The 15,464-nt window shown below is 49.7% G+C and carries 8 protein-coding genes and 1 other annotated feature; of the genes, 2 read left to right on the forward strand and 6 right to left on the reverse strand.

Going from position 1 to position 15,464, the window contains the following annotated elements; all coding sequences use genetic code 11:
* Positions 1 to 34: 34 nt before the first annotated feature.
* Positions 35 to 562: a putative immunity protein gene (locus tag ACLTD4_RS14485; protein ID WP_117622653.1), complete on the reverse strand. Its 528-nt coding sequence runs from the start codon at positions 560 to 562 to the stop codon at positions 35 to 37.
* A 177-nt stretch (positions 563 to 739) separates the two neighbouring features.
* On the opposite strand from ACLTD4_RS14485, the gene ACLTD4_RS14490 reads away from it, so the two are divergent.
* Positions 740 to 1,615, forward strand: coding sequence for a hypothetical protein (locus ACLTD4_RS14490; protein ID WP_243009735.1), 876 nt, complete (start codon positions 740 to 742; stop codon positions 1,613 to 1,615).
* Between the two features lie 204 nt (positions 1,616 to 1,819).
* On the opposite strand, the gene ACLTD4_RS14495 is transcribed toward ACLTD4_RS14490, so the two are convergent.
* The 4 genes from ACLTD4_RS14495 to ACLTD4_RS14510 all read right to left on the reverse strand — a co-directional run bounded on the left by ACLTD4_RS14495 (position 1,820) and on the right by ACLTD4_RS14510 (position 7,813).
* A complete protein-coding gene (locus tag ACLTD4_RS14495; RefSeq protein ID WP_320995629.1) occupies positions 1,820 to 2,284 on the reverse strand; it encodes a GNAT family N-acetyltransferase in 465 nt (154 codons plus the stop codon).
* A gap of 229 nt (positions 2,285 to 2,513) precedes the next feature.
* A complete protein-coding gene (tyrS, locus tag ACLTD4_RS14500) occupies positions 2,514 to 3,737 on the reverse strand; it encodes a tyrosine--tRNA ligase (RefSeq protein ID WP_002604509.1) in 1,224 nt (407 codons plus the stop codon).
* 70 nt (positions 3,738 to 3,807) lie between these two features.
* Positions 3,808 to 4,087, reverse strand: a binding site (T-box leader).
* Positions 4,088 to 4,502: 415 nt separating this feature from the next.
* Entirely contained in the window at positions 4,503 to 6,359 is a 1,857-nt protein-coding gene (locus tag ACLTD4_RS14505) for an aryl-sulfate sulfotransferase (protein WP_117622651.1), read from the reverse strand.
* A 17-nt stretch (positions 6,360 to 6,376) separates the two neighbouring features.
* Entirely contained in the window at positions 6,377 to 7,813 is a 1,437-nt protein-coding gene (locus tag ACLTD4_RS14510) for an SLC13 family permease (protein WP_025530957.1), read from the reverse strand.
* A gap of 153 nt (positions 7,814 to 7,966) precedes the next feature.
* Between ACLTD4_RS14510 and ACLTD4_RS14515 the strand changes: the two genes are divergently transcribed.
* Positions 7,967 to 8,671: a Crp/Fnr family transcriptional regulator gene (locus ACLTD4_RS14515; protein WP_002604512.1), complete on the forward strand. Its 705-nt coding sequence runs from the start codon at positions 7,967 to 7,969 to the stop codon at positions 8,669 to 8,671.
* A gap of 74 nt (positions 8,672 to 8,745) precedes the next feature.
* On the opposite strand, the gene ACLTD4_RS14520 is transcribed toward ACLTD4_RS14515, so the two are convergent.
* Positions 8,746 to 15,447 carry a bacterial Ig-like domain-containing protein gene (locus tag ACLTD4_RS14520; RefSeq protein ID WP_412331390.1) on the reverse strand — a complete coding sequence of 2,234 codons (6,702 nt, stop codon included), beginning with the start codon at positions 15,445 to 15,447 and terminating at the stop codon, positions 8,746 to 8,748.
* Positions 15,448 to 15,464 lie beyond the last annotated feature (17 nt).

Below are 15,464 nucleotides of genomic sequence, written 5' to 3' on the forward strand. Positions count from 1 at the left end.
TTTAACAGCAACAATCTTCTGCATCGGGCCCCCCCTAACAATTCCATTTCACCTTCACCGGATGTGCTTCATCCGGCACGCAGACCTGTTTCAGCGAATCTACGGCTTTTTCCAACTCTTTGGAAGCTATTTGATCATAAACCTCAGCACTTTGTTCCAATCCGGCCTGGCTGTATGCTGCGGCCGCCGCCCCATAAAACAGAAATCCCAGTGCGCTGGTCGGCGTATGGACCGAAGCACATGATGTTGAAACCGCCCGCGCCGCAGCCTGTGCGGTCGGATTATCCGCCAGATCCCGGGCAAGCTGCCCCGCTTCCTTAATTACCGGTTTTATCTCACATAATTTACCGTTTCCTTTTAAATATTCTTCACATGCCAGTATCGTATCCCTCAGACACACATTTCCCGGGCACTCATTCTCATAAATTCCCAGAAAATTATCTTTCGCATAGCCAACAGCCCAGGCCGCCAGCGTTCTTTCATTCTGTGTTTCAATAAGACGCATCAGAGCAATACATTCCGCAGAATTGACATCACCAAGCATTTTTCTTAATTTAGGCATCGTTTTTCTCCTGTTCCTTCTCTCATCTTTCACACAATTTTATCATACCATACTCCCCAGCACGCCATCCATCATTGTAAGTATTTGTAAAACTTTCTTAATTTTCATTTTTCTACCAACCTGCTATAATCTAATTGGCAGCAATCGAAAAACACAACTAATTTAATGGAGGTTTCAATGAAAAAATTAACCGGAAGTCTGCTTCTCTCACTTTTATGCGTCACAGCCGTCTTCGCCTCTGGATTTGCTTTCCGTTCAAAGGCTGACACAGGTACGGCTCCTTCTTCCATCCGGATCTATGGAACGGTAAATCAGACCAGCGACGGCCGACTGTCCATTTCCCGGCAGGACGGGGATTTTGCCGGACAGGAATTAATTATCAATGTATCAGAAGAAACCAGAATTTTAGACGCAGTAAACGGTTATCCCGTTGCGCTGGATACTCTTAAAAACGGCGAGACCATCTACGCCTATATCAGCCCGGCCATGACCTTAAGTCTTCCGCCGATGTCTCACGGAGAGATCATTCTCTGCAGCATTCCGGCCGATTTCAAAGTTCCGGAATATATAACAGTTGATACCTTGACGGTTGCAGGTGACGGTGTTTCCGGTACCATTTCAGCAGATAACGGTACCACCTATACCGTTAATCCCGACAGTCAGATTCTTCCTTACCTCACAAGAAATATCGTCACACTTCAGGACCTTGTGAAAGGTAAGAAATGTCTTGTCTGGACACAGACGGGTTCCAATACTGCATATAAAATCGTAGCATTTGCCGATTCGGTAAATACAGACGGCTCCGGCGAAGCGGCAGCCCCCCGCGGCTGGTCTTCCCAGGATGGCAGCTGGTATTACTATGACAGCACCGGCAGTCTCCACAAAGGCTGGTTAAATGATAACGGCAACTGGTATTACTTAAATCCGGAAACCGGCGTTATGCAGACAGGATTTCTCACAGTTGACGGAAAGACCTATTACCTGCAGGAAAACGGAAAAATGCTGACAAAGGCGAAAACATTTACGCCCGACGCAAGCGGTGCACTTCACTAAGCCGTTCGATTCCATCGGCAGCGCTGCTGTCAACATCGGCGTCACCACAGCAATCAGGCAATCCACATAAAAAGGATGGCAGAGGCCGGGATTCTCCCAAGAGTGATCCCAGCCTCCGCCATCCTTTTATCACCTCTCCATATGCGGATTCAACCTTGCATAAATATAGGTATCCTTCCAAAGAGGTTTGTTATCGTCATCCTTTCAAAAATACACATTTTGTTTCAAGTAAGCTTCCCGTTCAAATCCCAATGACTCCAGCAGTCTCCAGGAGCCTTGATTTTGTGGGTCACACTCAGCGAAGATTCTATGTATTGCACCGGAAAATGCCTGCTCGATTAAAGCCTTGCAGCTTTCCTTTGCATATCCCTTTCCCCAATAATCCTGATTAAATACGTATCCCATTTCGAGGGCGTCAAACTCCCGCTTTCCCAAATATACATTTCCTATCATCTTATGATTGCTTTTTAATTCGACGGCAATCATCTCATCGGTTGAGATTCTCCATGCAAGGTTACTCTTTACTTCATCCGGATCCATCGGTTTATAAGGTTCGTATTTAACGACCTCCGGATTGGATAAGTATTCGTACAGATCCTGCGCATCTCCTTCCACATATCTTCTTAAAATCAACCGCTCTGTTTCTACAATCACATTTATGCTTTCCACAGTATTCCTCCCTGGGTTTTTACCTGACTCTGCGTTTCCCTGCTTTGACGTTTCTCCGGTTCCGGCCGGATTTGTCATTCTACTCTAAATTCAATTGCCGGTTTTGTCAAGTATACCGATGTCATTTTCCAGCAAAGCTTTCTGCTGCAGGCTCTGGGACAGTTATACTCCAACAACAGGAGAGCGGCGAACGCCATAAGCATTCACCGCTCTCACCATTTCCTCAATTCTATTTCGCAATAACTTTAACAAATTTCTTCTTTCCACGCTTCACAACGACGCCTTCGCCCTCCAGGCTCTCTTTTGCGAAGACGGCCTTCACGTCATTTACTGCATTGCCGTCAACGGATACACCACCCTGTTCCACGTTGCGTCTTGCCTCGGAACGAGAGCCGGCGAGACCGGATTTATGAAGAATATCGAGAATATCAATGGTTCCTTCTCTGAAATCGTCATCCGTCAGCTCGCAGGTCGGCATATCGGCCGCATTACCGCCGGTAAACAGTTCACGGGCGCTCTTCTGGGACTTTTCAGCTTCTTCCTCGCCGTGAACCAGTTTTGTCAGCTCGTATGCCAGGATTTCTTTCGCCTGGTTTAACTGGCTTCCTTCCCATTTATCCATCTCGTTAATCTGCTCGATCGGCAGGAATGTCAGCATGCGGAGACATTTTAAGACATCTGCGTCGCTCACATTTCTCCAGTACTGGTAGAAGTCAAACGGAGTGGTCTTGTTCGGATCCAGCCATACAGCGCCGGACTGGGTCTTGCCCATCTTCTTGCCCTCGGAGTTAAGCAGCAGGGTGATTGTCATGGCGTGCGCATCCTTGCCCAGCTTCCGGCGAATCAGCTCTGTACCGCCCAGCATGTTGCTCCACTGATCGTCGCCGCCGAACTGCATATTACAGCCGTAGCGCTTAAACAGCTCATAGAAATCGTAGCTCTGCATGATCATGTAGTTGAACTCCAGGAAGCTTAAGCCTTTCTCCATACGCTGCTTGTAGCATTCCGCTCTCAGCATGTTATTTACAGAAAAATGAGTTCCCACTTCACGCAGGAAATCGACGTAATTCAAATCCAGCAGCCAGTCCGCATTGTTGACCATCATGGCCTTTCCTTCGGAAAAATCGATAAAACGGCTCATCTGCTTCTTGAAGCAGTCGCAGTTGTGCTGAATCGTATCCACAGTCATCATCTGGCGTAAATCGCTGCGTCCCGACGGATCACCGATCATTCCGGTACCGCCGCCGATCAGGGCGATCGGTTTGTTTCCCGCCTCCTGTAAACGCTTCATCAGGCAAAGCGCCATAAAATGTCCTACGTGAAGGCTGTCCGCGGTTGGGTCAAAACCAATATAGAATACAGCCTTCCCTTCATTAATCATTTTGCTGATCTCTTCTTCATTCGTTACCTGGGCAATGAGGCCGCGGGCTTTGAGTTCTTCGTACGCTGTCATAATTGTTTTCTCCTTTTCTTTTAATTTTTGTAGATACTTTCCTATTACATAAAAAAAAGTCCCGTCCTGTTCAAAGGACGAGACTGTAATCCCGTGTTACCACCTTAATTTATAAACGGCTCGCGCCGCTTACCTCTTCGAGTACGATCGTCATACTCTAGCACGATAACGTGTGCAGGAATCCGTCACAGTCTACTCGCCGATCCGCAGGACTCTCCGTCCCTTCCAGATCTGCTTTCAGTGTGAAGCTCAAAGATGTATTCACAATCCGCTTTCCACGCGCCTCTCATCAACCGGCTGCTTTCTGTGTGCTATTGCGCATTATTACTTGTTCTTATCAACGCCTTTTTGCATTTATGAAGTTATTGATTAGTATATGAGGTTTCAGTTTGTTTGTCAAGAGCCTAAATCTATTTTTTCAGCAAAAAAATTGTATCAAAACAATAGCCAAAATGAAAAAGAAATTTTTAAATACTACCGTCAACTTCCAGAGAAAAAAACAGCTCAAAGCAAAAGCTGAGCAATATCTTAAATTTCCTTATCTCGATTATGGCGAGTGTAGCTGGTTACTACATATGCAAATGGTTAGATCGAGACGAATAAGACAGTTAGCCTAAAAACAAAGCCCCAGGGATTGCGCCCCTGGGGTTTTGTATGTTGATATGATATCTTAAATTTCCTGGTACCATTATATTAAGCCAGGAATAATAAAATGTCAAGTTGTATCTCAAAAAAATAGCCTAAATTTATTTTTTTATTTATTTTTCAGCCATCAATTTTTAAAGTCAGGCCGAGGCTGTATTTAGTATCATCGATAATCAGAGAAACGGCGTATTCCCCCTGAAGACCGCATTTATTCAGCCGGAAGTCCACCTGACGCCCGGAACTCTGGAATGTGCCCACGCACATGGCGGTAAATGACACTGCGGAAGTGGATACGAAATAGTTATGACAGTTTCCCTCCCCGTCTTCTAAGACCAGCATCACCAGCTGCCCTTTCTCGAAGGTTCCATGGAAGGTGTAACGGTCAAACTCTTCGCTGATATCTAAGTGGTATTGATCCGGAATGGTGTTTTTACTATATTCCGTCTCGGCGGCGGTTCCGAATTCCGGCGTTTTCCCTAATGTCCCCAGTATCATTCCGCGTCCCAGCGTCAAGTTCTCCCCTTCGCTGTAAAGGGACATTTTCTTTGCGCGGTAATAATTGGCGTTCAGGCACATTTCGTAGACAACTCTGCCGTCCAGAAGCTCCACGGTCTTTGACTCAAGCCGGACATTTTTGTTCTCAAAGTATCTGCGGGAGCCGACACCTTCGCAGGTGATACCGTCAAGGGAGGCAATTCCGCCGGAATGCACCAGATAATTCCCCTCTCCGTAGTAGTCCACGTTGGAGATGTAGGGCGAGAAGAACTCATTTCCCCGTTCCTTTCCGTACTGCCAGATCTGTCGGACGGTCCGTTTCTCCCGGTCGATGCTAAAACGCACGCCTCTTGAGTAATTGTCTTTTCCCAGGCGGTAGTGCTCCGGGTTTTTAGAACGGTAATGGCCGTTGTCAAAGGTCATAACATCACCAGCCGGGGTTATGAGACAGGCGTGCTGTTCATACTGCCATTCCAGATCGCCCACTGGCTTTAAGAAGTACGCTTCCCTCATGTCCTCCGGCCAGCCTTCCGGATCCCCCAGAATCCAGTTCAGTTTTCCGCTCTGAAAATCGATGTTGATCAGGACATCCTGATGGCGGCCGGATAGTGTGATGGAATCCGTCTTTTTATCATACCACAGGGCATTATTGTGGAACCAGTCGTGAGCGCTCCAGCTTCCGGAAGGAGCGGCATCCTGAGGCAGAATATCCTTGAAGTCCCAGGTTTTTAAAATGGAACCATCCGCCCTGTCAATCAGGACGCACATATCCTCCACCGTGCCATTTTCAAAGCACTCCGTCAGTACAAGGAGGTTCCCATCCTCCATCTCAAACTGGTCGTGGTGATAGCCGCCGGGAAGACGGTATTCCGCATAAATTTTTCCGATCAAGTCCATTTCCCACAGCCCCGTCGTATAATACGGTTTCTCCAGAAGGCGGGGGGAACCGATGGAAAAACGGCCGTTCTGCAGTTCCTTTATGGCGAAGGTAATGTTTTCCGTGCAGTACCAGCGGCAGTCTCCGCGGTAATCGTAAGCGGCCGGAAGCGCGCCCATGGCGGGTATGACGAACATCACGTTTCCATCCATATACGCGGCTGTCGTGTCTATGGACTCCGGCAGTTTGACGGCACTGTCCAGCGGGCCGGTGGTGATAATGATTTCTTTACGCCGCCCATCCGACAACCTCAGTTCCACGGTGTTATCTGTTCCCGGATACAGGCCAAGGACCGGTATTACGTGTTCATACGCCTCCGGAAATGATTTCGCGATGTCTCCGCTGGCTTCCATCCCTTTTACCGTAATGCTCACACTCACCTTCTCCTCCGTAAAAAAAGCGATCACGGCGGTGAGAGGCGCTATGCCGTAAGGATTTACCGTAACGAGCGGATTTTCAAAAGAACGGTGTTCCCGGTGAAAGTTCTCCATAAATTCCTGTTCTGCTGCGGCCTGCTGGTCAATAAAATGTTCTATTATTTTCATCCTGTTCCTCCTGTTATTTATGAAAAGAAAATATTAGCGATGGGCAGACCCACGGCCAAGACGGCAATCAGACTGATTATGCTCATCAGGATTCCGTATTTATAGATATCACCAATTTTCAGCCATTTCGTATTTCCATGCAGGATTGCCGATGTCGTGGAAGCGGCCGGCGTCACAACGGCAATACACACCATATACATGGACAAGCATGCAATGGCCGCGGAGCCGGCGCCGATCTGCTGCGAAAATACATGGATAATTGGTATGAGCAGCATGCCTACCACCATATTGTTGCAGATATTGGTGAGAACGCACGCAATGACCACTATGGTAATGGTGAAGACCAGCGGACTCTGTCCCTCGAATACAGGCGTTAAAATCTGCTTCAATAACACGGTGATTCCTGTGGCTTCATCGGTCAGGGCATTTCCAATGGTCAATGCGGAGCCTACAATCAGCACAACGGACCAGATCATATATTTGGAAACAATCGTCTTAAAATTAACCAGCGGCTTTTTATCTACGTGGATCAGACAGCATACGGTTATGATAAAGACAGGGATTGCATTCTGTGTATCCTTTAACAGCTGCTGCAGAGCCCCTTCCGGCAAAAGAGAGGGAGCCAGCACCCAGATGATAAAAAAGAGCAGGGCAAAGCTTAAGCTTTTCTGGCGGAGATTCATGGGCGGCAGCGGATTTTTGTCAAAAAGACTGGCATCGATCTGTTTCAGCGGCGTCACGTCCGGCTTAAGTACGAAACGCATGAGCAGAACGATGGCTGCCAGCGCCGTCAGCGAAATCGCCGCTGCGGTTACCATATAGGGGAGGTATTCGATCGCCGTCCCGGTCACCTTTGCATAATTGCCCAGCAGCCCCGGGAGCGCGCCCTTGAAAGGTGTTGTCGCAAACCCAAAGGAAGCCGCCATTACCACAGAGATCAGCATTAAGGTCACATACCGGTCGCCTTCTTTATAGCCGATTACTGCAAATAGGCTGTAGAGAATCGGCCAGAAGATGAATATGGTGGGACTCGGAGCGGTCAATACGGATAAAAGATATACTCCCAGTAGAAGCATTGCGGTAAATACCCATGGGCGTCCGTTATTGATCCTGCGGGTGATAAACCAACGGGAAATGTACTCGCAAATTCCTTCTTCTGTTATGGCTCCTGTCAGCATGATGACAAAGAACAGCATGATGACGATTGGATTTCCGAAGGTCGAGCTCAAAAGGCCGTTAAAACTGCCGAAACCGGTGAGTCCTAACATCAGGACACCGAACAGACTGGGCCAGAGCGTATCGACAAAGGTCCATAGATACATCGTTCCAAGAAAGACGCCTAATACCTTGACTCCGACTTCCGTAACTGGTCCAAAGGGAGAAATAAAACGGAAAACCAGCATAATCAATATGCCAATAATACAATGAATATAATACTTAACCCCTGATTTCATGGTGCTTCTCCTTTTATCGGTTGAATTTGTCTGAGTACTCTGTTAAGATAATAACATACGGCTGCTGTTAAAAAAATAGCAATCACTAAACATCGCTTATAAATAAAAAAAAGGCAGCATCTTTTATGTGCATGTTGTACAACCGGAGGGACTGTGAAGGAGAACGAAAGAGATCATTTTTTAGAAATTCTATGCAAAGAGGGCACCAGGATCCAATTGGACAAAAACCAGTACTTTTCTTCGATCATCAATCATGAAAATACTGCCTACTGTCTGATATCCGGCGTATGCGCCCTGCTGCGTTTCACCCAAAACGGGGAAGAGATTATCTATCACTATTTCAGGGAAAAGGATTTGATCGGCGGCGTGCCGTTTTTTCTATCCCACAAAGGGGCAGCCCAGATTAATACACTCTATAGTTTCTGTTCTTTGTATACAAAGACAGAGTGCATTCTATACAAAATTCCTTTTTCCGTACTGGAGAGAAAGATAAAAGAAGAGCCGGAAATCGGCTACTGGATCAGCGAAGGAATCGCCCGGCATTTTATGGAGGAAATCTCCCATGTACATTCTTCGAAGGAGGATCATACGTCGGGGCGTCTCTGCCGGACTCTGATTGAGCTGGCAAATGAAAAGAACGGAAGATATGAACTTCAAAAATATTTTACCTACACCGAACTGGCCAGATACCTTGGAGTCCATTCGGTAACCGTTTCCAAAATTATGCTGGTGCTGAAAAAAATGAAGGTGATTGAAAAGGAAGGCCACAAGACCGTAATCTGTGATATGGAGCAGTTAAAGTATCTTGCAGAAAATCCACATGAAATCGGCGACTTTTCTCCGCAGGAAGAGGAATAGAATCAGACGTATGCCCCCTGTCTGCCTGACAGGGGGCATATCTGTATCCCGGTGTTTTTCTCAGGGATTTGTTTTTATTTTACCCATTTTCCATCACTGCCGACCCGGTACCCGTCTGCAGTGACCGTGTCTTTAGCCATGGTGCCGTCTGCATTCAGATAATACCAGACGCCGTTGTATTCCAGCCACCGGTTCCCATACATGGCCCCGCTCTGGCCTAAGTAATACCAGTTTCCGCCATATTCCATCCAGCGGTTTTCATACATGGCTCCGCTTTCGTCCACGAAGTACCAGACGTCTGCATCCATCATCCACTCGTTGGCCGCCATCCTGCCATCCGACTTAAAGAAATACCAGGAACCGTTAATCCGTCCCCATTCATTTCTGGCAGGCTGGCCGTTTGGCTTCGTGTACTGCCAGCTTCCGCCGTCCTGCTTCCAGCTTCCTCCGTCCATGGTGCTGCTCGGCTTTGGAACTGGCCTGGTCTCAGCCGTATCACTGCTTCCAGAGCTGTCGCTGCTGCTCGCCGGTCTGACGGTCACCCACAGGGAATCCTGGAATACCTTTGCATCGCCGTTTTTGTCAATTCCGGTGTAAGAGACGGTCACTTTGATATCTCCGGAAATCATGAACAGTGCCGGGCTGACTTTGTAGTCACGGGTCAGCTCCTCCACACGCTCTCCTGTCTCACGGTTTATCCGGTAAGCCGTCACCGCCATACCTGCCGGTGCAAACATATCTCCCACGCGGTAAACCGTCTGATCGGGCTGGGAAGTGATCTGAATCATCTCTGTGTAAAAGCCCTCTTCCGCCTCATCGGCTACGGAGACATCAACGGCCGCCTGGAACTCCTTTTCTTCCTGATTCTTATCGGTTCCCATATAGACTACCTTGACCTTCTTATTGCCCGATGTGCTGAAATCGTATTGATAGTCCAGCTCTTCCAGCGGAATTTCCACCGCTCTCGTGGCATTTCCCGGACTGGCCTTTTGGATATCCATCACCTTCATTCCTTCCGGATTGAACTCCTCTCCGACCTTGTATACGACCTTCTTCGGCTTTTTATCAACCCGGATGCGGGTCGTGTAATACTCCGGTTCCACTGGTTCATCCTCTACGGTTACGGTAAAGGAGTCGGTAAACTCTATCCGCTCGCCGTCGCTGTTCTCGTCCTCATAGATAACCTCGACGGTGGCCTTTCCCGCTTTGCTGAAATCGTACTCTGTCACATAATCCGATATCTCAATGTCTCTTTCCGCATTGCTGGGGCTGGCTTTCTGGTGTGCCTTCACCACCATGCCGGCAGTGTCCAGCTCGTCACCCGTATAGTATTTCATCTTGTCCGGCTTCCCGGTCACTTTAATCTTCGTTGTGTAGTACTCGGTGCCTTCCTCTGTTACGACCACACGGAAGGTGTCCGTATATACAGTTCCGCTCTTTCCGGCCGCCGATACGGTAATCTCCTTCTCACCGGGAGTCCCTGAATTTAAAGTACTCACGGTGTACTGGTCTTCCTCCAGTTCGACTCTGGTCGCGTCACTCATGGTGGCGGTCACCACCATACCGGTGGTATCCAGTTTTTCACCAATCCGGTATTCTGTCCTGTCCGGAAGTCTTTCCACCTTCACTCCGCTGATATCCAGCACCTCCGGCTGTTTTGCGACTGCCAGCCAGCTGATAACCGGATCGTTTTTGCTTACCTTCTCAACTCTTAAGGTTACCGTATCCGCCTTCTCCAGAGTGAAGCTCAGGGTCTTTTCATCCTGCGATCCCTTTCCGGAGAGAGTCAGGTTCTCTGCTGCCAGTTCTTTTCCGTCTGCCAGTACCACCGCCTTCATGGAACGCGGCTCCCACCATTCGTTGACGCCGACGGTAAGGGAATACGCTCCCGCTTCAAGAGGCAGGTAATAGAGAACAGGATTGCCTCCTTCCATGTAGAATCCGGAGCTGTACTTATCCGTTAAATCCGTGTCCGGCTTTGTCACAACGCCGGTCTTGTTGAAGCCCCATTTCGTGCCGTCGGAGATCTGGTCAGCCTTCTCATTCTTCAGCTGATCGCCGAGCAGGGCGCGGACCGCCTCGTAGACAGGCGTTGTTCCGTCTCCCGGAGCCGCGCTGAAGCTGTCGATGTAATATAACGTGTCTTCCGGTACCACTTCCACCGGAATTACGGCCTGAAGGTCCTTGCCGCCTTCCACAGTTCCCTTTAGGCGGACTGTCTTATACGGTGCGGAGAAGGAATCCTCCTCGTTATTGGCCCATTGAATTTTTGCGGTGCTCTCGGTACCATTTGCCAGCTTCACCCTTACTTCTGCCGGCAGAATGTCGTCTTTGACCGTTTCGCCTTCCACAACAGCCAGATACTCAGGCAGTCTGTCATCAATAATCTCCACAGGCTGATCCAGACGCAGAAGCGCTTCTTTCGCCTCCTGCAGCCGGATTGCCGCCGTATCGATCTCCAGCTGGGTGGATTCCGTCTCATTCCCAATGACTGCCTGCGCCGCTGTCAGCGCATCTGCGAAGACTTTCCAGTGATCGGCGGTATAGTCTGCCTCCCGGTACGTTTCACATTCGGCCGCCAGAGCCTTTAAGGCTTCGATGCTGCCGCCCGGCAGAACCTCTCCGAGAATGTAAACGCCGTCAATCACAAGCGTTCCGCTCTTTACCACCACCTTAAAGGTGTGGTCTCCCGATGTGAGTCCGTCCAATACAATCGTGGAATAACGCTTGCTGCTGGAGTTGTTTTCTGCATTCTCCGCCTTCTTAACGCCGTCCACATAGATATCTGCCTTGACGCCGCCTCCATTTTCACCTACCAGCATGAAACCGGTACCCCTGCCGTCAAACGTCACATAGGTCGAGTCTCCGCTCTTTTTATTATAGGAGGTGGTCCGGTACCAGTTATCCGCGCTGCCGTTGCCTGGTCCTGTCAGCCTCCAGTCATTGCTGTACTGTACCTCGTCGTCGTGATCGTCATAAAATGCGGTCGCATACGGGATGTAACCAGGGATTTTCTCCACCTTCAGATTGTCGAAATACGTCTCCGCCCAGGCACTTCCCAGGAAGACGCGTCCCATCAGGTACGGTTTATCCGTGTCAATATAGCTGCCTGCCAGTTCTCCGTCCACATAGGCCAGGATTGCGTTGCCTCTGCCCTCTAAGGCGATCCGGCAGGAATCCCCCTGCTTCTCCGGCATACTGCCTTCCAGGAGCGTGCTGCCGCCCTTCCGCATTTTCCATGTTCCATTCTGGATTAACAGGTTGTAACCGCTGTTATCACTGTTCATTCCTGTCTGCTGACGGATTCCCAGAAGGGCGTATCCGTTGTCAGCCTGTACGTCGACGCTTGCCTTATAATTCATCCAGCGGTAGTCGCCGACAATCGTCTCCGGATCCCCGCCGTTCCACTCACTTACGGCGGCCGATAAAATCTGGCCGAGACGCTGATTGCCGTCGTCTTCCTTTTCCACCACCCAGGCGCCGTGCGTCCATCCTAGGCGCGGTTCATTTCCCCTGGATGATAAGTAGTCCTGCTGCTCCGGCCCGTTCGCCGTATTGACCGTTACGGTTCCTTCCTCGTCGTACTCAAAATCATCGGCGTAAAGGATGGTATTGTCTGTAACCCCGGTACATCCCTCTCCCATCTTTCCGTCCTCATCCGTATCCAGCACTGCCTTATCCGATAAAGACGTATGCTCCGGAAGCGTCAGCGCCCGGTCGCCGTCGTTCTGGTGGTAATCCAGGGTTGTGAAGGTCGCTATAGCCCCCGCATCCACCGACACGGTATACATACCGGCCGAGTTTGCAGCCACTTCGCCCTTGAATTCCATGTACTCGTCTGCCTTTGTCTGCCAGATCTCCAGTTTCTGGTTTTCATCGAGATTCATATCCTCGGCCTTAATCTGATAATTCAGTTTCTTCGGACTGTTGTTTACCGCTACCACCGAGAAATCCGATTTATCAGGGGCTGCAAGAGTCATATAGCTCGGTTTGCCTGCTTCATTGGAAAGGTGCTCATTTTTGTTATTGTCCCCGGCATAGGAATTGCTCGCCTGGGGAATTCCCAGCCAGATTCCATTGCTGTTGTCCTCGTCAGCCGCCCATCCGGACTTGGAAAACTGGGTGAAATGCGCCGTCATGTAGAGGGCCTCGTCATAACGGACATATCCCGCCCACGGCTCTCTGGCGCTGACCAGATCTTTATGCGCATACTGCAGCCCGTCATAGAAACCGCCGATTGCAGGCTGGAATATGTAATGAGTCATGTTGCTGAACACAAAGGAATTTAAGTAACCGTCCACCATGGCCAGAGGGCTCTGATTCCCGCCCATCGCCACATAGGAATCGGTGCGCCGCTCCGCCTGGCTCGTCATGCCAAAGGTCGCGCAGCCTTCGCTGTACCAGATTTCCTTATTGTATTTCTGTGCCAGATCCCGTACATTCTGGTCCGTACCGGTTACGTAATGGATTCCCACCGCATCGACAGAATCCCACGTTCCGCCCTTCTGATCCTTTGAGTTATACATGTCCGTGACAATTCCCCAGGAATCGATCTCATCGGCGGCTACAAACTGAATCCTGTGATAGGCGTCCTGTGCATCCTCCTCCATGTAATCCGGGAAATCGCTCTCTTCTTCCACCAGCTTTGTAAATGCCTTTGTCATCGGCGCGCTAATCTTAATCGCATCATTGTAGTTCGCCTCGTTGACACCGGCGGCAATGTAGTCTGCCATGATGCCATACTTCTCATAAGCGTCGAAAATGGTATCGCGGTACCATTCATAGACCTTTTCCGTGTTGGTATTGCCATTGGTCCAGTTCGGAGAACGCCAGCGCAGAACACTGACCTTTACATCCGGGTTCACACTCTTCGCATCCGCCGCCAGCTGCCAGCCAGGGGAACGGGACACGTCGGCATCCTCGCCCTCATACCGGATAGTAGCCGGATCCGCCGCCGTCGAAGTATTACCGTCATTTCCCATCTCAATTTTCACGTGGGATATTAAGGGATGTTCTCCTTCAAACAGGGTATGAATCATTTCCCAGTACTTTTCCGGCGCCTCTGCCTTATAGTCCATCAGCAGGTTGCTGGTTCCGTTGCAGCTTAAGAGTCCCCAGCCTTTGTATGTCAGTCCGTTGGTCATCAGAGCCGCCGCATCCACATCGCTGCCTTTAATGGTGATCACTGCATCGCAGACCGGAAGAATATTTCTGATCTTTGCGGTTGCTGCCAATACGGCCTCTCTCGAAGCATTTCCGCCTGCAAGAAGGGCTTCTGCCTCGGTGACGGCCTGTTTCAGCGCCTCATTACCGGGGTCCTCCGTGTCGAGATAAGCGTTTGCTTCCATTACAGCACGCTTTAACTCAGAAAGCAGCGGCTCCATCATCCGCGTTTTCGTCTCGGCTGCAGCCGCTTCCTCCGACATGGCCTCAGATGTCACCACAATATCATCATAAAGGCCATTCAGCAGAAAATTGGTGGCAAAGGAGCGGCCCAAAGCTGCTGTTATATTGCTCATCCCGCTCAGTTTGAAGCCGAGATCAGGAATCTCTCCCGCCCTTTCACCATTTAAATAAACCGTAACAGAACCGTTGGCGCCGTCCTTTTCCGAATAAGACACGGCCATGGCGTTCCAGTCATCTGCAATGATATGTTCCAGAGCCGTATTCCCGGCGCTGATTCCGCCTCCCGCCTTGGAATCGCCGTATCCCACTTTCCCCGACTGGGTAAAAATATGGATATTCTGATTCTCTGTTCCTATGGAAAATGCCGCTTTTTTATTCCTGTTATCTTCATTTGTATCAGTATCTTCCACCTTTACGTTGGCAAGCAGCGTAAATTCTTTTCTCCCAAACAGTGCGGCCGCATCTTTGATCTCCGCATGGCCGCCATTCTGATTATTCCAGCCAGCTGTCACTTCTACCACGTTACCGCGGCCGGCGTCCGAGATAACGCTCGCTCCCCGATTCGTGAGGCCGCCATCCATCTCCTCCAGCGCTGTGTCAAACGGCACCAGGGATGAATCCTTTTCGGCAACCGCCAGCCAGCTGAGAATTGCCCCTTTATTCTTCGTATCCTGGATCCGGAGCGTCACCTCACCGGCCTTATCCAGGGTAACATCACCAGTGACGCGTGTTTCCTGGTTGACGATTAGCGCTCCGGTCGTTCCCAGAGAGACCGGGGTACCATCGTCGATCTGTGCCGTGATGTCAAGCGTTCTTCCCTGATCCGGCCACCATTCGTAGTGCGCGGATGTAATTTCATACGTTCCTGCATCCAGGGGAAGCGTATAGGTAAGAAGCTTGTCCTGATCATTATAGATCCCGGATACCGCCTTATCCTCTGTCGTTACATTCCCTTTGGTTTTCACATTCTGATTGTGAAATCCCCAGGAGCCTTCCACGTACACCGCATCGGCCGCATCATTTTTCAGCTTAGTCCCCGTTAATTCCTTCACCGCTTCATAGGCAGGAGTGGTTCCATCCAACGGGCCGCTGCTGTAATTATCAATATAATATACCAGCTCCTGAGGTACGACCTCCACATCATATCGTACACCTTTGCTGGTCACTGCTACTGTATCGTATGCCTTACCAAACTGGTCTGCCTTGACAGATGCGTCATCTTTTAACTGCTCCGGCACCTGGCCCACATAGGTAGCAATCCGCTGGTTTGTCTCAGCATAGGCTATCGTGGGAACAGAAACGGAAGGCACCATCATCGCAGTCACAAGAATCCAGGACAGCGCTCTCTGCCCCTGTTTCTTACACTTCATACTTTTTCCTCCTCTTT

It is taken from the genome of Hungatella sp. (genome assembly GCF_046966825.1).

Coding starts and splice junctions, on each gene's coding strand:
- ACLTD4_RS14485 (WP_117622653.1), bottom strand. CDS start 562: ATGCCTAAATTAAGAAAAATGCTTGGTGATGTCAATTCTGCGGAATGT.
- ACLTD4_RS14490 (WP_243009735.1), top strand. CDS start 740: ATGAAAAAATTAACCGGAAGTCTGCTTCTCTCACTTTTATGCGTCACA.
- tyrS (WP_002604509.1), bottom strand. CDS start 3,737: ATGACAGCGTACGAAGAACTCAAAGCCCGCGGCCTCATTGCCCAGGTA.
- ACLTD4_RS14505 (WP_117622651.1), bottom strand. CDS start 6,359: ATGAAAATAATAGAACATTTTATTGACCAGCAGGCCGCAGCAGAACAG.
- ACLTD4_RS14510 (WP_025530957.1), bottom strand. CDS start 7,813: ATGAAATCAGGGGTTAAGTATTATATTCATTGTATTATTGGCATATTG.
- ACLTD4_RS14520 (WP_412331390.1), bottom strand. CDS start 15,447: ATGAAGTGTAAGAAACAGGGGCAGAGAGCGCTGTCCTGGATTCTTGTG.